The 21,889-nt window shown below is 56.0% G+C and carries 21 protein-coding genes and 1 tRNA gene; 12 read left to right on the plus strand and 10 right to left on the minus strand.

Annotation, left to right across the window (positions count from 1 at the left end):
• Positions 1 to 76: 76 nt before the first annotated feature.
• Positions 77 to 152: transfer RNA gene (locus HMPREF3096_RS04790), tRNA-Trp, on the plus strand.
• Between the two features lie 101 nt (positions 153 to 253).
• Here HMPREF3096_RS04790 and hdfR read toward each other — a convergent pair.
• A complete protein-coding gene (gene hdfR / locus HMPREF3096_RS04795) occupies positions 254 to 1,075 on the minus strand; it encodes an HTH-type transcriptional regulator HdfR (RefSeq protein WP_012543255.1) in 822 nt (273 codons plus the stop codon).
• Between the two features lie 118 nt (positions 1,076 to 1,193).
• On the opposite strand from hdfR, the gene HMPREF3096_RS04800 reads away from it, so the two are divergent.
• Positions 1,194 to 1,532, plus strand: a complete 339-nt coding sequence (locus tag HMPREF3096_RS04800; RefSeq protein ID WP_004886877.1) for a MaoP family protein — start codon at positions 1,194 to 1,196, stop codon at positions 1,530 to 1,532.
• A 24-nt stretch (positions 1,533 to 1,556) separates the two neighbouring features.
• Here HMPREF3096_RS04800 and HMPREF3096_RS04805 read toward each other — a convergent pair whose 3' ends face one another.
• Positions 1,557 to 3,077: a YifB family Mg chelatase-like AAA ATPase gene (locus tag HMPREF3096_RS04805; protein WP_032732148.1), complete on the minus strand. Its 1,521-nt coding sequence runs from the start codon at positions 3,075 to 3,077 to the stop codon at positions 1,557 to 1,559.
• Between the two features lie 354 nt (positions 3,078 to 3,431).
• On the opposite strand from HMPREF3096_RS04805, the gene ilvL reads away from it, so the two are divergent.
• The 7 genes from ilvL (at position 3,432) to ilvA (ending at position 9,978) form a co-directional block, all read left to right on the plus strand.
• Positions 3,432 to 3,530 (plus strand): ilv operon leader peptide, encoded by a 99-nt coding sequence (gene ilvL, locus HMPREF3096_RS28700; protein ID WP_001311244.1) that lies wholly within the window; start codon positions 3,432 to 3,434, stop codon positions 3,528 to 3,530.
• An 87-nt stretch (positions 3,531 to 3,617) separates the two neighbouring features.
• Complete coding sequence (gene ilvX, locus HMPREF3096_RS31845; RefSeq protein ID WP_175426296.1) at positions 3,618 to 3,668, plus strand: peptide IlvX; 51 nt, start codon at positions 3,618 to 3,620, stop codon at positions 3,666 to 3,668.
• A gap of 2 nt (positions 3,669 to 3,670) precedes the next feature.
• Positions 3,671 to 5,317 (plus strand): acetolactate synthase 2 catalytic subunit, encoded by a 1,647-nt coding sequence (ilvG, locus tag HMPREF3096_RS04810; RefSeq protein ID WP_008807982.1) that lies wholly within the window; start codon positions 3,671 to 3,673, stop codon positions 5,315 to 5,317.
• A complete protein-coding gene (ilvM, locus tag HMPREF3096_RS04815) occupies positions 5,314 to 5,571 on the plus strand; it encodes an acetolactate synthase 2 small subunit (RefSeq protein WP_008807981.1) in 258 nt (85 codons plus the stop codon). The genes ilvG and ilvM overlap by 4 nt, the downstream gene beginning before the upstream one ends.
• Before the next feature lie 19 nt (positions 5,572 to 5,590).
• A complete protein-coding gene (locus HMPREF3096_RS04820; RefSeq protein WP_032732150.1) occupies positions 5,591 to 6,520 on the plus strand; it encodes a branched-chain amino acid transaminase in 930 nt (309 codons plus the stop codon).
• 60 nt (positions 6,521 to 6,580) lie between these two features.
• Positions 6,581 to 8,431: a dihydroxy-acid dehydratase gene (ilvD, locus tag HMPREF3096_RS04825; RefSeq protein WP_008807979.1), complete on the plus strand. Its 1,851-nt coding sequence runs from the start codon at positions 6,581 to 6,583 to the stop codon at positions 8,429 to 8,431.
• A gap of 2 nt (positions 8,432 to 8,433) precedes the next feature.
• Positions 8,434 to 9,978 carry a threonine ammonia-lyase, biosynthetic gene (gene ilvA / locus HMPREF3096_RS04830; RefSeq protein ID WP_023296862.1) on the plus strand — a complete coding sequence of 515 codons (1,545 nt, stop codon included), beginning with the start codon at positions 8,434 to 8,436 and terminating at the stop codon, positions 9,976 to 9,978.
• Here the strand turns inward: ilvA and ilvY are convergent.
• A complete protein-coding gene (ilvY, locus tag HMPREF3096_RS04835) occupies positions 9,975 to 10,865 on the minus strand; it encodes an HTH-type transcriptional activator IlvY (protein ID WP_012543253.1) in 891 nt (296 codons plus the stop codon). The genes ilvA and ilvY overlap by 4 nt on opposite strands.
• A 154-nt stretch (positions 10,866 to 11,019) precedes the next feature.
• Between ilvY and ilvC the strand changes: the two genes are divergently transcribed.
• Positions 11,020 to 12,495 carry a ketol-acid reductoisomerase gene (gene ilvC, locus HMPREF3096_RS04840; RefSeq protein ID WP_008807976.1) on the plus strand — a complete coding sequence of 492 codons (1,476 nt, stop codon included), beginning with the start codon at positions 11,020 to 11,022 and terminating at the stop codon, positions 12,493 to 12,495.
• Between the two features lie 202 nt (positions 12,496 to 12,697).
• Here the strand turns inward: ilvC and ppiC (HMPREF3096_RS04845) are convergent, their stop codons facing one another.
• Both ppiC (HMPREF3096_RS04845) and ppiC (HMPREF3096_RS04850) read right to left on the minus strand, forming a co-directional pair.
• On the minus strand, positions 12,698 to 12,979 hold the full coding sequence (gene ppiC / locus HMPREF3096_RS04845; protein WP_008807975.1) for a peptidylprolyl isomerase PpiC: 282 nt from the start codon (positions 12,977 to 12,979) through the stop codon (positions 12,698 to 12,700).
• A 51-nt stretch (positions 12,980 to 13,030) separates the two neighbouring features.
• On the minus strand, positions 13,031 to 13,312 hold the full coding sequence (gene ppiC, locus HMPREF3096_RS04850; RefSeq protein ID WP_008807974.1) for a peptidylprolyl isomerase PpiC: 282 nt from the start codon (positions 13,310 to 13,312) through the stop codon (positions 13,031 to 13,033).
• 112 nt (positions 13,313 to 13,424) lie between these two features.
• Between ppiC (HMPREF3096_RS04850) and rep the strand changes: the two genes are divergently transcribed.
• Positions 13,425 to 15,446 carry a DNA helicase Rep gene (rep, locus tag HMPREF3096_RS04855; protein WP_012543251.1) on the plus strand — a complete coding sequence of 674 codons (2,022 nt, stop codon included), beginning with the start codon at positions 13,425 to 13,427 and terminating at the stop codon, positions 15,444 to 15,446.
• Positions 15,447 to 15,450: 4 nt separating this feature from the next.
• Here the strand turns inward: rep and HMPREF3096_RS04860 are convergent, their stop codons facing one another.
• The 5 genes from HMPREF3096_RS04860 to rhlB all read right to left on the minus strand — a co-directional run bounded on the left by HMPREF3096_RS04860 (position 15,451) and on the right by rhlB (position 21,203).
• Positions 15,451 to 16,173: a DUF554 domain-containing protein gene (locus HMPREF3096_RS04860; protein WP_032732167.1), complete on the minus strand. Its 723-nt coding sequence runs from the start codon at positions 16,171 to 16,173 to the stop codon at positions 15,451 to 15,453.
• A gap of 62 nt (positions 16,174 to 16,235) precedes the next feature.
• Complete coding sequence (locus HMPREF3096_RS04865; protein ID WP_032732152.1) at positions 16,236 to 17,234, minus strand: amidohydrolase family protein; 999 nt, start codon at positions 17,232 to 17,234, stop codon at positions 16,236 to 16,238.
• 130 nt (positions 17,235 to 17,364) lie between these two features.
• Entirely contained in the window at positions 17,365 to 18,291 is a 927-nt protein-coding gene (locus HMPREF3096_RS04870) for a LysR family transcriptional regulator (protein WP_032732154.1), read from the minus strand.
• Between the two features lie 19 nt (positions 18,292 to 18,310).
• A complete protein-coding gene (gene gppA / locus HMPREF3096_RS04875; RefSeq protein ID WP_012969202.1) occupies positions 18,311 to 19,819 on the minus strand; it encodes a guanosine-5'-triphosphate,3'-diphosphate diphosphatase in 1,509 nt (502 codons plus the stop codon).
• Positions 19,820 to 19,937: 118 nt separating this feature from the next.
• Positions 19,938 to 21,203: an ATP-dependent RNA helicase RhlB gene (gene rhlB / locus HMPREF3096_RS04880; protein ID WP_008807968.1), complete on the minus strand. Its 1,266-nt coding sequence runs from the start codon at positions 21,201 to 21,203 to the stop codon at positions 19,938 to 19,940.
• 341 nt (positions 21,204 to 21,544) lie between these two features.
• Here rhlB and trxA point away from each other — a divergent pair, with 341 nt between their 5' ends.
• Complete coding sequence (gene trxA / locus HMPREF3096_RS04885) at positions 21,545 to 21,874, plus strand: thioredoxin TrxA (protein ID WP_002883224.1); 330 nt, start codon at positions 21,545 to 21,547, stop codon at positions 21,872 to 21,874.
• Positions 21,875 to 21,889 lie beyond the last annotated feature (15 nt).

A 21,889-nucleotide genomic window follows, 5' to 3' on the forward strand; every position in this document is an offset into this window, starting at 1 on the left:
GTTCGAGTCCCGTCCGTTCCGCCACTTATTAAAATTAAGCCTGCTATATTAGCGGGCTTAATAGCGAGAAAGATTTAGGGGCGTAGCTCAGTTGGTAGAGCACCGGTCTCCAAAACCGGGTGTCGCGAGTTCGAGTCTCTCCGCCCCTGCCATATATAATCCTTTGCTTAGGCAAAGGATTTTTTTTGCTTGTAATTTTTCCATTCCTCTCTCTTCCTTGCTTTCTGAGCACTCCATCCATGGAGTCAGATCTTTATTCCAGTATGCTGCTTTTCAGGATCTCGCGAATATGCGCTTGTTTATCACTATTTTGTAGCCAAATGGCATACAGAGGACGTGAGAGCGTTACGCTATCGGTCACCGTATGCAGACCACTTTTCTGCTGCGCCCAACTGACGGGTAACCAGGTACAGCCATTCAAGGTACTGAGTTGCTGATAAGCCAGTTCTGCGGAGCTCGTTGTTAACAGTGGCACATCATCGCTACCAATCAGCCCCACTTCGTTTTGCTGGAAATCCGGCCCCCATTCCAGACGCAGGTAGTTCAAATCATTCTTATTTTTCCCTGGGGCGGCACAATAGAGCGCCAGGGTGAAATTACCCAGCAACTGGCAGCTTAATTCATCCATCTTCGGTGATTCAGTTGTGATCAGGAGATCGAGCTGGCGTTCATGCAACTGTTTAACTAATGACTGACGTTGGGCGATCCGCGCCTCGAATTGCAGGTTATAGGGATCTTTGTAGAGAGTCCCCAGCCAGCCGTTCAGTAGACATTCCCACAGCGACGCGCTGGCCCCGATGGAGAATTCGTTATGTCGCGAAGAGTGAGCGACCTCCTTGCGCGCGGCCTGCCAGGTGTTCATCAACGTTTCGGCGTAGGGCAGTAGCTTTTCTCCGGCGGTCGTCAGACGAATGTTATTACGATGGCGGGTGAACAGGTTCACGCCAAGTTGATTCTCCAGCTGACGAATACGAAAGCTGACCGCTGACTGCGTCAGGTAAAGTGCCTCTGCTGCCCGCCCAAAGTGACGAGTTCTGCTCACTTCCAGGAAAGTCTTGAGCAATTCCGTATCCACACCGTTCTCCACAAAATTATTTGTCGTCATGATTTAAATGTTTTGTTTGACGCTCTGTCAAGCGTAACTAATACTCCGCGCCATAAATAGCTCGGCCAAAGAATCAGGAGCGTGTAGGATGGCGGAAAGCTTTACGACGACTAATCGTTTTTTCGACAATAAAAATTATCCACGCGGGTTCTCCCGTCATGGTGATTTCACCATCAAAGAGGCGCAACTGCTGGAACGTCATGGTTATGCCTTTAACGAACTGGAACTGGGTAAACGCGAACCTGTTACCGATGATGAAAAACAATTTGTCTCGGTGTGCCGTGGTGAACGTGAGCCGGTAACGGAAGCAGAACGCGTATGGATTAAGTATATGGCACGCATTAAGCGGCCGAAGCGTTTCCATACTCTTTCCGGCGGCAAACCGCAGATGGAAGGCGCTGACGATTACACCGAAAGCGATGACTAAGAAAAAAGGGCGTAAGCCCTTTTTTTACGCCATCATTTTCTGCAGATGGTTTAGCATCCGGTCTATTGCCCGATAGCTGAGCGCCTCCTGCAAATGGCGGCGTTCAATCTCTTCAGCTTCTGCCAGATCGGCAATGGTTCTTGCCACCTTTAACAGACGCTGCCAGGCCCGTATAGAAAGCCCCAGCTGCGTTAACGTCTGTTCCAGCCAAAGCGCATCCTCCTGGCGCAAGTGACAGCAACTCTTCATTTCACGATTCTCAAGATGCGCATTCAGCTTATTTTGCCTGAGCATTTGACGTTCACGTGCCGCCAGCACACGCTGACGGACCGTCGCACTCGATTCTTCGCCCTGCGTGCCCTGGCTCAGTATCCCCGGCGGCGGGAGCGGGATCTCTAAAGAAAGATCGAAGCGGTCGAGAAAAGGGCCGGACAGGCGCCCAAGGTAGCGCAATGTCTGCTCAGGCGACGCGCGATTATGTTTGCCCTGATAATGCCCGGTAGGGCTTGGGTTCATTGCCGCGATAAGCTGAAAACGCGCCGGATAGTGAATCTTGGCGCGCGATCGTGATATGTGGATCTTGCCTGACTCAATGGGTTCACGCAGCGCGTCCAGCACCCGTCGTTCAAACTCTGGCAGTTCATCAAGAAATAGGACGCCATTATGGGCCAGTGAAATCTCGCCGGGGACAGGTATTGAGCCTCCGCCTACCATCGCTGCCAGCGAGGCGCTATGGTGAGGGGCGCGAAACGGCCTCTGACGCCACCGGGTCTTCGCAGTCTGGAGGTTGACCAGACTTTGAATGGCCGTGCTCTCCAGCGCTTCCTGGTTGCTTAATGGCGGTAAAAGGCCGGGGAGTCGGCAGGCAAGCATTGTTTTGCCGGTACCGGGCGGGCCAATCAGCAGCAGGTTGTGGCCACCGGCCGCCACAATCTCCAGCGCTCGCTTGCCTTGTTGTTGGCCGATAACATCACGTAGATCTTCACAGCGTTCATCAACGGCGGGCACGTCGGCGAGAGGCGGCGAGAGCGATGCTTGCCCTGCGAGAAACGCGCACACCTGTTGCAGATGGTCGGCGACCAGGCAATCGCTGCCGCCGATCAGACCCACCTCAGCCGCATTGTCAGAGGAGACGACAATGCGCCGGCCGGCTTTGATGGCTTCCATTGCGCTGGGGATCGCCCCTGGAACGCCGCGTAAGCCGCCTGTAAGGGCGAGTTCGCCCACAAACTCATATTGATTCAATCGGGTAGTGTTGAGCTGCTCTGAGGCGACGAGAAGCGCGAGAGCGATGGGAAGGTCATATCGCCCGCCCTCTTTGGGCAGATCCGCGGGTGCCAGGTTAATGGTTATTTTCTTCGCAGGGAAAGCGTAGCCGCTGTTGATCAAGGCGCTGCGTACCCGGTCGCGGGCCTCTTTCACGGTGGTCTCCGGTAGCCCGACCATGGTCAAGCCAGGCAGACCGCTGCTGAGATGAACCTCGATAGTAATCAATGGCGCTTCGATACCGAGCGCCGCGCGTGTGTAAACGATGGCGAGCGACATAAAACCTCCTGGACAGAGAAGGATTATGACGAGCCTGCCGTGAAACGGCAGCGGCAATAACACGAAGTTAGAAGCATAAATCCATTATTTTCACGCCATCTCGTTACATTTAGCCGAAAATGGAAGCGTGATCGAAAAAGGTGGTGCATCCGAAACAGAGATGGGCGCTGAGCGTACAGCGTGAAAGAAAACTGAATTTTTTTCATTTCTGATTTTCTTCATATAAAACAATTATTTTTCCTGAAACTGTTAGGCTGCTCAGAAACCAGGATATAAAAAAATCTTGTGTTTTATGTGATGTCTGTGGTACCTCTTTAGGTATTCCTTCGAACAAGAAGCCAGAAAGTACAGAAAATGACAGCCCTTCTACGAGTGATTAGCCTGGTCGTGATTAGCGTGGTGGTGATTATTATCCCACCGTGCGGGGCTGCACTTGGACGAGGAAAGGCTTAAGAATCAAGCCTTAACGAACTAAGACCCCCGCACCGAAAGGTCCGGGGGTTTTTTTATAACTGAAATAACCTAAGCGAGGAGCAGATGATGACTTTTAGCATAAAATTCTGTTTCTCCCGATTTATGACGGGGAACTAACTATGAATGGCGCGCAGTGGGTGGTACATGCTTTGCGGACACAGGGAGTCGACACAGTTTTTGGCTATCCGGGTGGCGCAATTATGCCGGTTTACGATGCACTGTATGACGGCGGCGTGGAGCACCTGCTGTGTCGGCATGAGCAAGGGGCAGCCATGGCGGCTATTGGCTATGCGCGAGCAACCGGGAAAACCGGGGTGTGCATAGCGACGTCCGGCCCGGGCGCGACCAACCTGATCACTGGCCTGGCGGACGCCCTGCTTGATTCCATTCCCATTGTCGCTATCACCGGCCAGGTGGCCGCTCCCTTCATCGGCACGGATGCGTTCCAGGAAGTAGACGTTCTTGGTTTGTCACTGGCCTGTACTAAGCACAGTTTCCTCGTGCAGTCTCTGGATGAGCTGCCGCGGGTTATCGCTGAAGCTTTCCAGGTGGCAAACTCAGGCCGTCCGGGCCCGGTGCTGGTTGATATCCCTAAGGATATTCAGATGGCCCAGGGCGAGCTTGATCCTCATTTCTCTACCGTCGACGATGAGATGGCGTTCCCGCAGGCGGAGGTTGCTCAGGCTCTGCAGATGCTGGCTCAGTCACAGAAGCCGATGCTGTATGTTGGCGGCGGGGTGGGTATGGCGCAGGCGGTACCGGCTTTGCGTGAATTCCTGGCGGTAACCCGAATGCCGGCAACCTGCACGCTGAAAGGGCTGGGCGTGGTGGCCGCAGATTATCCGTATTATCTCGGTATGCTGGGCATGCACGGCACTAAGGCGGCCAACCTGGCGGTACAGGAGTGCGATCTGCTGATCGCTGTCGGCGCGCGCTTTGACGATCGTGTGACCGGTAAGCTCAATACCTTCGCTCCGCATGCCAAAGTGATCCACATGGACATCGATCCGGCGGAGCTGAACAAGCTGCGTCAGGCGCACATCGGTCTGACCGGCGATCTGAACCGCTTGCTGCCGGCGCTGCAGCAGCCGTTAGCTATCGATGCCTGGCGCGAGCATAATGCCGCACTGCGTACCGAGCACGCCTGGCGTTACGATCATCCCGGCGAGGCGATCTACGCGCCGCTGCTGCTGAAGCAGCTTTCCGACCGTAAGCCGGCGGATAGCGTCGTGACAACCGACGTTGGCCAGCACCAGATGTGGTCGGCTCAACATATGACCTATACCCGCCCGGAAAACTTTATCACCTCCAGCGGCTTAGGCACGATGGGCTTTGGCCTGCCAGCCGCCGTTGGTGCCCAGGTGGCGCGCCCGGACGATACGGTGATCTGTATCTCCGGTGACGGTTCCTTCATGATGAACGTGCAGGAGCTGGGCACCGTCAAGCGCAAACAATTACCGTTAAAGATCGTGTTACTCGACAACCAGCGGTTAGGGATGGTTCGACAATGGCAGCAGCTGTTTTTCCAGGAACGTTATAGCGAAACCACTCTGACTGATAACCCTGATTTCCTCACGCTGGCCAGCGCCTTCGGTATTCCTGGCCAACACATCACCCGTAAAGACCAGGTTGAAGCGGCACTCGACACCATGCTTTCGAGCCAGGGGCCATACCTGCTTCATGTCTCAATTGACGAACTTGAGAATGTCTGGCCGTTGGTGCCGCCCGGCGCCAGTAATGCAGAAATGCTGGAGAAATTATCATGAAGCAACATCAGGTCGCTTTGCAGGCGCGTTTCAATCCGGAAACCTTAGAGCGCGTGCTGCGCGTGGTCCGCCACCGTGGTTTTCAAATCTGCGCAATGAATATGGAAACCGCGTCGGATGCGCAAAATATAAATATCGAATTGACCGTTGCCAGCCCGCGGCCCGTCGAATTACTGTTTAGTCAATTAAGTAAACTGGTCGACGTCGCCTGCGTCGAGATCCAGCAACCCACATCACAACAAATCCGCGCCTGAGCGCAGAGGAATAAAAAAAATGACGACGAAGAAAGCTGATTACATTTGGTTCAATGGCGAGATGATCCCATGGGGCGAGGCGAAAGTGCACGTCATGTCCCATGCGTTGCACTACGGGACTTCGGTATTCGAAGGCATCCGCTGCTACGACTCGCACAAGGGCCCGGTGGTGTTCCGTCATCGCGAACATATGCAGCGTCTGCATGACTCAGCCAAAATTTATCGTTTCCCGGTCTCGCAGAGCGTTGATGAGCTGATGGAAGCCTGCCGCGAAGTTATCCGTACCAATAAACTGACCAGCGCTTATATTCGTCCGCTGGTGTTTGTTGGCGATGTTGGCATGGGCGTTAACCCGCCGGACGGTTACAAAACCGACGTTATCATCGCGGCGTTCCCGTGGGGCGCCTACCTCGGCGCAGAAGCGCTGGAGCAGGGGATCGATGCGATGGTTTCTTCCTGGAACCGCGCGGCGCCTAACACCATCCCAACCGCGGCGAAAGCGGGCGGCAACTATCTCTCCTCTCTGCTGGTCGGCAGCGAAGCGCGTCGTCACGGTTATCAGGAAGGTATCGCGCTGGATGTTAACGGTTATATCTCCGAAGGTGCAGGCGAAAACCTGTTTGAGGTAAAAGATGGCGTGCTGTTTACTCCGCCGTTCACCTCTTCCGCGCTGCCGGGCATTACCCGCGACGCGATCATCAAACTGGCGAAAGATCTTGGCATCGAAGTGCGCGAGCAGGTGCTGTCCCGTGAATCGCTGTACCTCGCGGATGAAGTGTTCATGTCCGGCACCGCGGCAGAAATCACCCCGGTACGCAGCGTTGACGGCATCCAGGTCGGCGCAGGTCGCCGCGGGCCGGTGACCAAACGCATTCAGGAAGCCTTCTTTGGCCTCTTCACCGGTGAAACAGAAGATAAATGGGGCTGGTTGGATCCGGTAAGTAAGTAATTAAAAATGGGACGGCACGCACCGTCCCATTTAATAAACAGAGATGGGAGTAAAAAGAGCATGCCTAAGTACCGTTCCGCCACCACCACACATGGCCGCAACATGGCGGGCGCCCGCGCGTTGTGGCGCGCAACCGGAATGACCGATGCCGATTTCGGCAAACCGATTATCGCCGTCGTCAACTCCTTTACCCAGTTTGTCCCCGGGCACGTGCACCTGCGCGATCTCGGTAAACTGGTTGCCGAGCAGATTGAAGCGGCAGGCGGTGTCGCCAAAGAATTTAACACCATCGCGGTGGATGATGGGATCGCCATGGGCCACGGGGGTATGCTCTATTCACTGCCATCCCGCGAGCTGATCGCTGACTCGGTCGAGTACATGGTTAACGCCCACTGCGCCGATGCCATGGTCTGTATCTCCAACTGCGACAAAATCACTCCGGGGATGCTGATGGCCTCTCTGCGCCTGAACATTCCGGTGATCTTTGTTTCCGGTGGCCCAATGGAAGCCGGGAAGACCAAGCTGTCAGATAAAATCATCAAGCTCGACCTGGTGGATGCGATGATCCAGGGGGCGGATCCGAAAGTGTCCGACGAACAGAGTAACCAGGTGGAACGTTCCGCTTGTCCGACCTGTGGTTCCTGTTCCGGGATGTTCACCGCGAACTCCATGAACTGCCTGACCGAAGCGCTGGGCCTGTCACAGCCGGGTAACGGCTCGCTGCTGGCGACCCACGCCGATCGTAAGGAGCTGTTCCTGAACGCCGGTAAACGTATCGTGGAGCTGACCAAACGCTACTACGAGCAGGATGACGCTTCCGCCCTGCCGCGCAATATCGCCAGCAAGGCGGCATTTGAAAACGCCATGACCCTCGATATCGCGATGGGCGGTTCAACCAATACCGTACTGCACCTGCTGGCGGCGGCGCAGGAAGCCGAAATCGACTTCACCATGAGCGATATCGACAAACTGTCCCGCAAGGTCCCGCAGCTGTGTAAAGTGGCGCCGAGTACGCAGAAATACCATATGGAAGACGTGCACCGGGCTGGTGGCGTTCTGGGCATTCTGGGCGAGCTGGACCGCGCTGGTTTACTCAACCGCGATGTGAAAAACGTCCTTGGCCTGACGCTGCCGCAGACCCTGGAACAGTACGATGTGATGGTGACCCAGGACGACGCGGTGAAAAAAATGTTCCGCGCCGGCCCGGCCGGGATCCGTACCACTCAGGCATTCTCGCAGGATTGCCGCTGGGATACGCTGGATGACGATCGCGCCGAGGGATGTATCCGTTCTCTGGAACATGCCTACAGTAAAGACGGTGGCCTGGCGGTCCTGTACGGTAACTTTGCTGAAAACGGCTGTATTGTCAAAACCGCCGGTGTGGACGATAGCATCCTGAAATTTACCGGCCCGGCGAAAGTTTATGAAAGCCAGGACGAAGCGGTTGATGCCATCCTCGGCGGCAAAGTCGTGGAAGGCGACGTCGTGGTTATTCGCTATGAAGGGCCGAAAGGCGGGCCGGGGATGCAGGAAATGCTCTATCCGACCACCTTCCTGAAGTCCATGGGTCTTGGCAAAGCGTGCGCGCTGATCACCGATGGCCGTTTCTCCGGCGGCACCTCCGGGCTTTCCATCGGCCACGTATCGCCGGAAGCGGCGAGCGGCGGCAACATCGCGATCATCGAAGATGGCGACATGATTGCTATCGATATTCCGAACCGCGGTATTCAGCTGCAGCTCAGCGATGCAGAAATCGCCGCCCGTCGCGAAGCACAGGAAGCGCGTGGCGATAAGGCGTGGACGCCGAAAGACCGCGAGCGCCAGGTCTCCTTTGCACTGCGCGCTTATGCCAGCCTCGCGACCAGCGCCGACAAGGGCGCGGTGCGCGATAAATCAAAACTGGGTGGCTAATTATGGCGGACTCACAACCCCTGTCCGGTGCCCCTGAGGGCGCCGAATACCTGAGAGCAGTGCTGCGCGCGCCAGTTTATGAAGCGGTGCAGAAAACGCCGCTGCAAAAAATGGAGAAGCTCTCTTCGCGGCTGGATAACGTTATTCTGGTCAAACGCGAAGATCGCCAGCCGGTACACAGCTTTAAGCTGCGCGGCGCCTACGCGATGATGTCCAGCCTGACGGCGGAACAGAAATCGAATGGGGTAATCACGGCGTCGGCAGGCAACCATGCGCAGGGAGTGGCTTTCTCAGCCTCCCGGCTTGGGGTTAAGGCGCTGATCGTGATGCCGGTAGCGACCGCCGATATCAAAGTCGATGCCGTTCGCGGTTTTGGCGGCGAAGTGCTGCTGCATGGCGCCAACTTTGACGAAGCGAAAGCTCGGGCGATTGAACTGGCGCAGCAGCAGGGCTTCACCTGGGTGCCGCCGTTTGATCACCCGATGGTGATCGCGGGTCAGGGAACCTTGGCGCTGGAGCTGCTGCAGCAGGATGCCCACATCGACCGTGTATTCGTCCCGGTGGGCGGTGGCGGTCTGGCGGCGGGCGTGGCGGTGCTGATCAAGCAGCTGATGCCGCAGATTAAAGTGATAGCGGTAGAAGCGGAAGACTCGGCATGTCTGAAAGCGGCGCTGGATGCCGGCCATCCGGTGGATCTGCCGCGCGTCGGTTTGTTTGCTGAAGGCGTGGCGGTCAAACGCATCGGCGATGAAACCTTCCGTTTGTGCCAGGAGTATCTGGACGACATCATCACTGTCGACAGCGACGCTATTTGCGCGGCGATGAAAGATCTGTTCGAAGATGTGCGGGCGGTGGCGGAGCCTTCCGGCGCGCTGGCGTTGGCGGGGATGAAGAAATATGTCGCCCAGTACAATATTCGCGGCGAGCGACTGGCTCATATTCTGTCCGGGGCCAACGTTAACTTCCACGGCCTGCGATACGTGTCTGAGCGCTGCGAGCTCGGGGAACAGCGCGAAGCGCTGCTGGCGGTGACGATCCCGGAAGAGAAGGGCAGCTTTCTGAAGTTTTGCCAGCTGCTGGGCGGGCGCTCGGTGACGGAGTTCAACTACCGCTTTGCTGATGCTAAAGACGCCTGCATTTTTGTCGGGGTACGCCTGAGTCGCGGGCTGGAGGAGCGGAAAGAGATCCTCCAGTTACTGAACGATGGCGGCTACAGCGTCGTTGACCTTTCCGATGACGAAATGGCCAAGCTCCATGTGCGCTATATGGTCGGCGGCCGGCCGTCCAAAGCGCTGCAGGAGCGGCTGTTCAGCTTCGAGTTCCCTGAATCGCCGGGGGCGCTGCTGAAGTTCCTGCATACCCTTGGCACCCACTGGAATATTTCGCTGTTCCACTACCGTAGCCACGGCACCGACTATGGTCGGGTGTTAGCGGCCTTTGAGCTGGGCGAGCACGAGCCGGACTTTGAAACCCGCCTTAATGAACTGGGCTATGAGTGCCACGATGAAACGCATAACCCGGCGTTCCGCTTTTTCCTCGCGGGCTAGTGGTTAGGCAGGATTTTCCAGAAAGCATCAATAAGCGGCTCATGCAGCCGCTTTTTTTGTGCGCAAACGCCCAGCTCAAACGGGGTTTGCTCATCACTGCGCTCCAGAATCATCACCCGGTTGCGTACCGGTTCCGGGCTGTTTTCCAGTACCACCTCCGGTAGCAGCGCCACGCCGCAGCCGAGGGCGACCATCGACACCATCGCTTCGTGTCCCCCGACGGTGGCATAGATCGACGGGTTGCTGATTTTATGGCGTCGAAACCACAGCTCGATGCGCCGACGTACCGGCCCCTGGTCAGCCATGATAAACGGCACTGTCGACCAGTCCGGACGCTCGACGGTCACCTGGTTACGCACCGGGCAGGGAAGCGCCGGGGCAATTAACACCACGGCGAGGTTCTCCAGCATCGAAAACGCCACCGATCCCGGCAGGGTCTCTGGTTTACCGGCAATCGCCAGGTCGGCTTCACCGGTGACGACCTTCTCCATGGCGTCAGCGGCATCGCCGGTCGATAATTTTATCTCAACCGAAGGATGCGCGGCGCGAAAGCGGTCGAGGATCGGCGGCAGATGGCTATAAGCGGCGGTGACAGAGCAGAAGATATGCAGCTCGCCGGAGAGCGACGGTCCCTGCTGATCGATGGCGTGGCGAAGCTGCTGATACTGCAGTAAGGTCTGCTGGGCAAAGGTGCGTAACTCTTCCCCGGCTTCGGTGAGCGTCACCGTGCGATTATCACGCACGAACAGCGGCTGGCCGAGGTCCTCTTCCAGGCGTTGGATCTGCCGCGAAAGGGTCGAAGGACTGACGTGCATGGCCCGCGCGCTGCGGCCAAAATGGCGGCTTTCCGCCAGATGCAGAAAGGTTTTCAGATCGCGTAAATCCACGGCGCGTACTCCCCGATTTTGTATTTCATAAATTGCAACGTGACGTTGTGAATATATCAATTTCCGCAATAAAATTCCTGTCATATAGTAAGTTCATTCTCGCAAAAGCGAACCGAACAATAAGCACGACAACACAACATCACGAGGTATCACCATGGCTAACTACTTCAACACACTGAATCTGCGCCAGCAGCTGGCACAGCTGGGCAAATGCCGCTTTATGGGGCGCGATGAATTTGCCGATGGCGCAAGCTATCTTCAGGGTAAAAAAGTAGTCATCGTCGGCTGTGGCGCGCAGGGCCTGAACCAGGGTCTGAACATGCGTGATTCCGGCCTGGATATCTCCTATGCGTTGCGTAAAGAAGCGATTGCCGAGAAGCGCGCTTCCTGGCGTAAAGCGACCGAAAACGGCTTCAAAGTCGGTACCTATGAAGAGCTGATCCCGCAGGCCGACCTGGTGGTTAACCTGACGCCGGACAAACAGCACTCTGACGTTGTGCGTTCCGTACAGCCGCTGATGAAAGACGGCGCGGCGCTGGGTTACTCCCACGGCTTCAACATCGTTGAAGTGGGCGAGCAGATCCGCAAAGACATCACCGTGGTGATGGTGGCGCCGAAGTGCCCGGGTACCGAAGTTCGTGAAGAGTACAAACGCGGTTTCGGCGTGCCGACGCTTATCGCCGTCCACCCGGAAAACGATCCGAAAGGCGAAGGCATGGCCATTGCCAAAGCCTGGGCAGCGGCGACCGGCGGCCATCGTGCGGGCGTTCTGGAATCCTCCTTCGTGGCGGAAGTGAAATCTGACCTGATGGGCGAGCAGACCATCCTCTGCGGCATGCTGCAGGCGGGTTCTCTGCTGTGCTTCGACAAGCTGGTGGCGGAAGGTACCGATCCGGCGTATGCGGAAAAACTGATTCAGTTCGGCTGGGAAACCATCACCGAAGCGCTGAAGCAGGGCGGTATTACCCTGATGATGGATCGCCTCTCTAACCCGGCGAAACTGCGCGCTTATGCGCTGTCCGAACAGCTGAAAGAGATCATGGCGCCGCTGTTCCAGAAACACATGGACGACATCATCTCCGGCGAATTCTCCTCCGGTATGATGGCAGACTGGGCGAACGATGATAAGAAACTGCTGACCTGGCGCGAAGAGACCGGCAAAACCGCGTTCGAAACCGCCCCGCAGTATGAAGGCAAAATCGGCGAGCAGGAGTACTTCGATAAAGGCGTGCTGATGATCGCGATGGTGAAAGCGGGCGTTGAGCTGGCGTTCGAAACCATGGTTGATTCCGGCATCATCGAAGAGTCCGCTTACTATGAATCACTGCACGAGCTGCCGCTGATCGCGAACACTATCGCCCGTAAGCGTCTGTATGAAATGAACGTGGTTATCTCTGATACTGCAGAGTACGGTAACTACCTGTTCTCTTACGCTTGCGTACCGCTGCTGAAAGAGTTTATGACTACCCTGCAGACCGGCGACTTGGGCAAAGCGATTGCTGAAGGCGCGGTAGATAACGCTCAGCTGCGCGATGTGAACGAAGCAATTCGCAGCCACGCTATCGAGCAGGTAGGTAAGAAACTGCGCGGTTATATGACTGATATGAAACGTATCGCGGTAGCCGGCTAATTCCTCGTCGTCTTTCGACTTGCCGATGCGTTGGCTACGGTACGTACACCCCAGTCACATAGTAATCTATGTTCCTGGGGATGTACTTCCTTGCCGCCTTCCGGCAAGCCGAAATCCATAGAGGAATGGATTTGTTTAGTCGGCCTGATAAGCGAAGCGCCATCAGGCAAAAACCCGGAGATTAAGATCCCCGGGTTTTTTATTATTTCCGGTATAGCACTTTGATGATGTGGTAGCCGAACTGGGTATGCAGCGGGCCGGTTGGCTCCAGTTCCGGGCAGGAGAAGACCACTTTATCGAAGGCCGGTACCATCTGGCCCTGGCGGAACTCACCCAGATCGCCGCCGCGTTTGCCTGACGGACAAATGGAGTGTTTCTTTGCCAGCTTGCCGAAATCGGCGCCGCCTTTGAGCTGCTCGAGCAGATCGAGCGCCAGTTTCTCTTCTTTTACCAGGATGTGCAGTGCTGCCGCGGTTTTAGCCATGATTGCGCCTTGATTGAGTTGGGATAAATCAGGGCGCCATAGTAGCACGCGTTACCGACGATACAGCACCTTGATGATATGGTAGCCGAATTTGGTTTTCACCGGGCCATAGGGTTTGAGCAGCGGACAGCTGAAAACGGCTTGATCAAACGGGCCGACCATCGTCCCCTGCGGGAATTCGCCTAAATCACCGCCATGACGTCCGGACGGACACTTTGAGTAACGCTTCGCCAGATGATCGAAGCTGATGCCCCGTTCCAGTTTGGCGAGGATCTCGTGCGCCAGTTTCTCTTCTTTAACCAGAATATGCAGGGCCGCTGCGCTTTTTGCCATTACCAGATCCTCAGGATGAATTGCGTGGCTGACACTTTACCATCAGCCGGTAAATCTCGGCCTCGCTTTCTGCTACAATCCACACCCCGTTCGAAGATTGAGCAATATTCCCATGCGTTTAAACCCTGGCCAACAACAAGCCGTCGAATTCGTTACCGGACCGTGCCTGGTGCTGGCGGGCGCCGGTTCCGGTAAGACCCGCGTTATTACGAATAAAATCGCCCACCTGATCCGCGGCTGCGGCTATCAGGCGCGCCATATCGCGGCCGTCACCTTCACCAACAAGGCCGCGCGCGAAATGAAAGAGCGCGTCGGGCAAACGCTGGGGCGCAAAGAGGCGCGCGGGCTGATGATCTCCACCTTCCACACCCTGGGGCTGGATATCATCAAACGTGAATACGCCGCGCTGGGAATGAAGTCTAACTTTTCCTTGTTCGATGATACTGACCAGGTCGCGCTGCTGAAAGAGCTCACCGAAGGGTTGATCGAAGATGACAAAGTGGTGTTGCAGCAGCTGATCTCGACGATCTCCAACTGGAAAAACGATCTGAAAACCCCGGCGCAGGCGGCGGCTGGCGCGAAAGGCGAACGGGACCGCATTTTCGCCCACTGCTATGGGCTGTACGATGCGCACATGAAGGCCTGCAACGTCCTCGATTTTGACGATCTGATCCTGTTGCCGACGCTGCTGCTGCAGCGTAATGAAGAGGTGCGCGAACGCTGGCAGAACAAAATCCGTTACCTGCTGGTGGATGAGTATCAGGATACCAACACCAGCCAGTATGAACTGGTGAAATTACTGGTGGGGCAGCGCGCGCGTTTTACCGTGGTGGGGGACGATGACCAGTCGATCTACTCGTGGCGTGGCGCGCGGCCGCAGAACCTGGTGCTGCTCAGCCAGGACTTCCCGGCGCTGCAGGTGATCAAGCTTGAACAGAACTACCGCTCCTCCGGGCGTATTCTGAAAGCTGCTAACATTTTGATCGCTAATAACCCGCACGTCTTTGAAAAGCGGCTGTTCTCAGAACTTGGCTACGGTACCGAGCTGAAAGTACTCTCCGCCAACAATGAAGATCATGAAGCGGAGCGCGTGGCCGGGGAACTGATCGCCCACCACTTTATTAATAAAACCAACTACAAAGACTACGCGATCCTTTACCGCGGCAACCACCAGTCGCGGGTCTTTGAAAAGATGCTGATGCAGAACCGCATCCCGTACAAAATCTCCGGCGGCACGTCGTTCTTCTCGCGTCCGGAAATTAAAGACCTGCTGGCCTATCTGCGCGTGCTGACCAACCCGGATGACGATAGCGCCTTCCTGCGTATCGTCAACACGCCGAAACGCGAGATCGGCCCGGCGACGCTGCAAAAGCTGGGTGAGTGGGCGATGAGCCGCAATAAAGGCTTATTCACCGCCAGCTTTGATATGGGGTTAAGCCAGACGCTGACCGGGCGCGGCTACGAATCCCTCACGCGCTTTACCCACTGGCTGCGGGAAATTCAGCAGCTGACCGAACGCGAGCCCGTTGCCGCCGTGCGCGATTTGATTCGCGGGATCGACTACGAATCCTGGCTGTATGAAACCTCGCCCAGCCCGAAAGCCGCGGAAATGCGGATGAAAAACGTCAACCAGCTGTTTACCTGGATGACCGAGATGCTGGAAGGCAGCGAAATCGATGAGCCGATGACCCTAACGCAGGTGGTCACCCGCTTTACCCTGCGGGACATGATGGAGCGCGGCGAATCGGATGAAGAGCTCGATCAGGTGCAGCTTATGACCCTCCATGCCTCAAAAGGGCTGGAGTTCCCGTATGTTTACCTGGTGGGAATGGAAGAGGGATTGCTGCCGCACCAGAGCAGCATCGATGAAGATAACGTCGATGAAGAGCGCCGGTTAGCCTACGTCGGCATCACCCGTGCGCAAAAAGAGCTGACCTTTACGCTCTGTAAGGAACGCCGACAGTATGGTGAGCTGGTGCGCCCGGAGCCAAGCCGTTTCCTGCTCGAGCTCCCGCAGGACGATCTGATATGGGAGCAGGAGCGAAAAGTTATCTCTGCGGAAGAACGTATGCATAAAGGCCAGGCCAACGTCGCGAATATTAAAGCGATGCTGGCGAAGGCGAAAAAAGGCTAACGCCTCAGGCGACAAACTGCTGCCAGGCGGCGGAGAAGGGCATTACCAGCAGCAGTGAGGGCAGCATGTTGGCGGTGGGGAAATGGCGAATACCACAAAGCCGAAAACCGGTCGCCAGCATAATGATGCCGCCGCAGGCAGTGAAATCAGCAATCATCGATGGGTTTATCAACGTCATAATAAACGTGGCGGCGAAGAACAGAATCACGAAGATGATCAGCTGAGGAATAAAAATCGTAGTGATGATGTAGCCCAGCGTGGACGCGAAAATCGCGGCAGTGAAAAAGTCGAGTATCGACTTGGTCAGCAGAATGGTTGGGTCGCCGGTCATCCCTTCGGTTAAAGCACCGAAGATGCCGGTGCCGCTGGCGCAGAAGAGGATCAGCACGGCGATAAACTGATTCATAAAATCTTCCGCACTCACGCTGGCGCTGGCCTGCGCCGGGAAAATGCGCTCAATGGGCGTGCGTAGCGTTGTCCCGGCCCGCTCAATCCATTTTTCAATATTCAGCAGACCGCCGATAATCGTGCCGACAATAATGGCCAGGGCAATGGGTGGCAGATTATGCAATTTATTGACAAAGTGGATGCCCATGCTGATGGAGATCAGACCGGCAATTAGCGGCAAGGTTTTCTTGAAGTGTTCCGGAATAAAGCGATTCAGCGAGGCGCCGGCCAGCGCACCGACGAGAAGCGAGCCGCTACAGACAAATATACCTATTGCCATCATTTATTCTCCCTAATAAAAACAGGGCCTGAATATTCAGGCCCTGAAGTCTGTCTTTAATATTATTGAATGTTAAAGACGCGGCTGGCATTGCCCCAGGCAATTTTATCTTTCAGGCCCGCTTCAAGTTCTAACGGATCAAACCAGTCACAAGCCTGATGAATATCTTCATACGGATAATCGACAGAGAACATCACACGATCGGCGCCCATGACTTCAATGGCATTATTCAGCGAATGGGTATTAAAATGGCCGCTGGTGGTAACAATGAAGTTATTCTGCAGGTAGTGCATTAACGGTTTTTCCGCTTTACCCAGACCGCAGCCGAAACGCTGACGATAGAGGCGGTGCTGAGTGCGCGGCAGCATATGAACCAGCCCTTCGCCGAGGTGGCCCAGTACCAGATTGAGGTTAGGATAACGATCGAACAAACCACTCATCATCAGACGGATAGCATGCACTGCCGTTTCCTGCGCAAAGCCCCACGCGGAGCCGATCAGGCTTTCGTAACCGGTGTAGATGCCGCGCGCAGGCCCTTCCAGCGGTTCGCGAGGATGCAGGTACACCGGTACGTTCAGCTCGTTGACCTTATCCCAGAAAACCAGCATCGATTCGTCATCAAGATACAGGCCATGCTCGCTATCTTTAACGTTGGTATAGCCGTTGATCAGCGCGCCTTTCATGCCTAGTTTCTTCACGGCGCGCTCCAGCTCTTCCGCCGCGGCTTCCGGGTTTTGCAAGGCCAGGGTGGCGAAAGCGCTAAATTTATCCGGATTTGGCTTCACATAATTCTCGACGATAATATCGTTAGTATCACGAGCAAAAGAGACCGCTTTGGCTTTATCTAAAATAGATTGCGCGCCAGGTGAAGTTAGAGAAAGAATGACGTGGTCAATATGACGCTGCGCCATTTCTTCCAGCTGAATACTGCGATCCAGCAGGCGACGTTCAACGTCTTTCATATATTCTGTACCGTTACGGCCGGCTTCACCGGTTGAATCCCACAGACGGTTATTTTCAGGAGTGGAGACGTGTTCTTCTAAAGCGATTTTTCCGCGCATGATATATTCCTTGCGATATTTGTCAGTATGGCTCGATGCAATGAGAATAAAAGCTTTCTCGTATTGCCAGCAATAAACCAAACGTAATAGGGATTATCAGTAAAACTAATACAGCGGTATATTTCGCGGTTTAGATCGTAATAGATCCGCTCTGCTGAGCGGGATCGGCAAGTGCGGCGATCAGCGAACGTAGCCAGATATGCCCGGGATCGCGGTGCAGCCGCTGATGCCAGACCTGACGGATAGCGATCCTGGCGAGAGTAAAAGGTAGCGGCCAGCTGCGGCAGGGATAGCGGCGGGTGATATGCCGCGCCACCTGTTCCGGGACGACGGCAATCATATCGCTTTCGGCCACCAGCTCGCCGGTACCTAAAAAGCTCGGTAATGTCAGCGCGATCCGCCGGGGCATACTGTGCTCATCAAGCCGCTTATCCATATCGCCGTGGGCAGTCCCCTCCACGCGGATCGCCAGATGCTTTTCCTGCCGCCAGTCTTCGGCACGAAGCTGGGTTCGAATACGTGGGTGATTTTCCGCCGCCAGGCAGACATACGATTGATCGAAGAGATGCTGCTGGTAGACGCTATCCGGAAGCTGCGTCAGGTAGCCGATCGCGAGATCACATTTCCCGGATTCGAGGGCGTTGAGGGTCTGCTCATCCAGATTTTGTACCGTAAAGGTGATCCCGTCTGCCGCCTGCTGCTGGAGCGCAATTTGCAGCAAAGGCAACAGCGTCATTTGACTGATATCGGTCATTCCGATCGTGAAGTTACGCTGGCTCTGCTGGGGAAGAAATTCAGGTTTGACGGCTAAATCGTTATCGGCAAGCTGGAGAAGGGTAAATACAGTCGGGGCGATCGCGTCCGCTCGCGGCGTCGGCATCATCCGCTGTCCCACCCGGACAAACAACGGGTCAGCAAAATGATCCCGTAGTTTTTTCAGCAAAAGGCTGCCGGTGGGTTGGCTGATATTCAGCGCGTCAGCCGCCGGGGAGACATTGCCTAGCCGGTAGAGCGCGGAGAAAAAGCGTAGCGATTTGAAATCCAGTTCTTCCCGCATCCGCCCTCCTGGCTGGATATTATCTTGGCGTATCGCCGCTGGTGACCCGTAGCGTCCAGTGGACGTAGCTTTGCCATTGACACTCCTGATCGACCATTTCCCGGCCAAGCGGATGTTCAGCCAGCCAGTTCTCCGGCAGCGTCAGCGTTAACTGGTCGTCGTGAGCGGCCAACTGAATGGCCGGCAACAAATCGTCGCGCCGCCGGCTGGCAAACAGGATCGCCAGTCGCAGCAGGCGACACAGATGTTCGGCCACTCGCGGCGGGACCGCATTCTGCTGATGAAGCGAAGACAGGTCGATGGCGTTGGTCTGATTCAGGAGCAGCGTGGCAATCAACTTCTTCTGCGCCGGGGTAAAGCCGGGCAGGTCGAGGTTATTGACCAGATAAGCCGCGTGCTGCGGCGCGCGCTTGAAATCCACACTCAGCCCAATTTCATGCAGCGAGCAGGCGCTGAGGAGTAAATCGCGGCTCAGCGGGTCCAGCTCCCAGCTGCCATCCAGCTGACTGAGCAGATGGCTGGCCAGACTGGCGACGCGCTGGGCCTGCTCGGTGTCGATCATAAAACGGCGCTGAATATTGCGCAGGGTGCGGCTGCGGATGTCCTGTTCGACAGAGAGATGCAGCATGCCGTATACCAGACCTTCGCGTAACGCGCCGCCTGCCAGGGTCATACACTGAATATTCAGTTCGCTGAAGATAGCGATCAGGATCGCCAGCCCGCTCGGGAACACCAGCGCCCGCTCAAGGGTTAAGCCTTCGATCTCCAGCTCTTCCAGACGTCCGCACTGGATGGCGCGCTGTTTAAGCTGCTGGAGTTTAGCGAGGGTGATGCGTTCATCCATCCCCTGCGCCATCATAATTTCCTGCAGCGCCTGAACGGTGCCGGAAGCGCCGACGCACACTTTCCATCCGTGATAGCGCAGCACATCGGCGATGGGTAATAACACCTCGCGCGCGGCCGCTTCGGCGAGATCGAAATTCTCTTTCGTCAGGCTACGGTCGGCAAAATAGCGTTCAAGCCAGGTCACACACCCCATCGACAGACTGAACAGCGAGGTCGTTTGCGCGCCGGTGCCGGTCACCAGCTCGGTGCTGGCGCCGCCGATATCGACCACCAGACGCTGATCGGCGCCGCCGGTGGTGTGGGCGACACCCTGGTAAATCAGGCGCGCTTCTTCTTCGCCGCTGATCACCTGCACTGGCGTGCCGAGGATCTCTTGCGCTTTCGCCAGAAACTCCTCTGCATTGACGGCAAGACGTAGCGTGGCGGTGGCCACGACGCGGATTTGCGTCGGCGGAATATCCTGCAGGCGTTCGGCAAACAGGCGTAAGCACTGCCAGCCGCGCTCCATCGCTTCCGCGGAGAGCGTGTTGTCGCTATTCAGACCGGCGGCCAGACGAACCTTACGCTTAATACGGCTCAGCGTCTGGATGCTGCCCGCCACCTCGCGCACCACCAACATATGGAAACTATTGGAACCCAAATCAATGGCGGCATACAGCGAGGTGGAGCTCATACTCTTCATCGTTCAGAAGGCTCCCTGGTTGGCGGAGCGCTTAAGCCCGGTCCACATCACTGAGCGGGTTGCCAGAGGAAGGTCGCCCTGGCTGATTCTGAATGATTGAGCGTATGGCATAGATTTCTTAACCTGAACGACGACGATTGCGCGGTGGACCGTTGCGGCGCGGGCCGTTGCCTGGGCGCGCACGGGTCAGACGCAGCGGCTTAGGCAGGTCGGTCATCAGCGCGTCCGGGTTGTACTTACTGACCGGGATCGAGTGACCAATATAGGTTTCGATTGCCGGCAGGTTCAGCGCGTACTCTTCGCAGGCGAGGCTGATAGAGTTGCCGCTGGCGCCAGCGCGGCCGGTGCGGCCGATGCGGTGAACGTAATCTTCGCAGTCGTCCGGCAGATCGTAGTTAAAGACGTGGGTCACGGCCGGAATATGTAAGCCGCGCGCAGCAACGTCAGTTGCGACCAGAATATCGAGATCGCCACGAGTAAATTCGTCGAGAATACGCAGACGCTTTTTCTGCGCCACGTCGCCGGTCAGCAGACCTACACGATGGCCGTCAGCGGCGAGATGACCCCAGATATCTTCACAACGGTGCTTGGTGTTGGCGAAGATGATGGCGCGATCGGGCCACTCTTCTTCCAGCAGCGTCTGCAGCAGGCGCATTTTTTCTTCGTTGGAAGGGTAGAACAGCTCTTCTTTAATACGGTGGCCCGTTTTCTGTTCCGGTTCCACTTCGACATATTCGGCGTTGTTCATCTGCTCGAACGCCAGTTCGCGAACGCGATAAGAAAGAGTCGCGGAGAACAGCATGTTCAGGCGCTGCGTCGCCGGCGGCATGCGGCGGAACAGCCAGCGGATATCTTTAATAAAGCCGAGATCGTACATGCGATCGGCTTCGTCCAGTACGACGACCTGAATGGCGCCGAGGTTAATGTGGTTCTGTTTCGCGTAATCGATCAGACGACCAGTGGTACCGATCAGAATATCGACACCGCTTTCCAGCACTTTCAGCTGCTTGTCGTAGCCGTCGCCGCCGTAAGCCAGACCCAGCTTCAGACCGGTGGCCTGCGCCAGCGGTTCAGCATCCGCGTGGATCTGTACCGCCAGTTCACGCGTTGGTGCCATAATTAGCGCGCGCGGTTGGTTAACCTGGCGATCGGCGATAGCCGGGTGAGAGAGAAGATAATGAAACGTTGACGTCAGGAACGCCATCGTTTTACCGGTACCGGTTTGCGCCTGCCCGGCGACATCGCGGCCTTCCAGCGTCAGCGGAAGGGCGAGGGCCTGAATGGGTGTGCAATTATGAAACCCTTTCTTTTCAAGGGCTTCAATGACTGCCGGGTGCAGGGCGAAGTCGGAAAACTTCTGTTCTGTTAAATGTGTTTTGCTCATAGTGTGGTAGAATATCAGCTAACTATTGCATTAAGAAAGCGTATCCGGTGAAATAACGTCAACCTTTCGTTGGCGGTGTACGAAATTATTCAAGGTACGTCTACGGTAACTGAACGAATCCAGGATAGCTTAGACTACTAAGCGAGTCGGGAGCGATAAATCTGCAGCATGCAGTTCGCGTTCGGGCACCCTGGCGTCAACAGGCGAGTCCATGATGGATTGCGCCAGTTGGCAGCCCAGAGAATTGAGGTATCCTGAAGAATAGCGTGCATAACGTAGCCGCAGCACGTCGTTGATGGCTACGACACCAACACACCAGGCTTATTCCTGTGGAGTTAAATATGAGCGATAAAATTATTCACCTGACTGACGACAGTTTTGACACGGACGTACTCAAGGCTGACGGGCTGACCCTCGTCGATTTCTGGGCAGAGTGGTGTGGTCCGTGCAAAATGATCGCCCCGATTCTGGATGAGATCGCTGAAGAGTATCAGGGCAAACTGACCGTAGCTAAGCTGAACATCGACCAGAACCCGGGCACCGCGCCGAAATACGGCATTCGCGGTATCCCAACCCTGCTGCTGTTCAAAAACGGCGAAGTGGCGGCCACTAAAGTTGGCGCACTGTCCAAGGGTCAGCTGAAAGAGTTCCTCGACGCCAACCTGGCGTAAGCGAATTGCTGGTCC

Origin of the sequence: Klebsiella sp. HMSC25G12 (assembly GCF_001807705.1) — a bacterium.
GTDB classification, from domain to species: Bacteria; Pseudomonadota; Gammaproteobacteria; order Enterobacterales; family Enterobacteriaceae; genus Klebsiella; species Klebsiella variicola.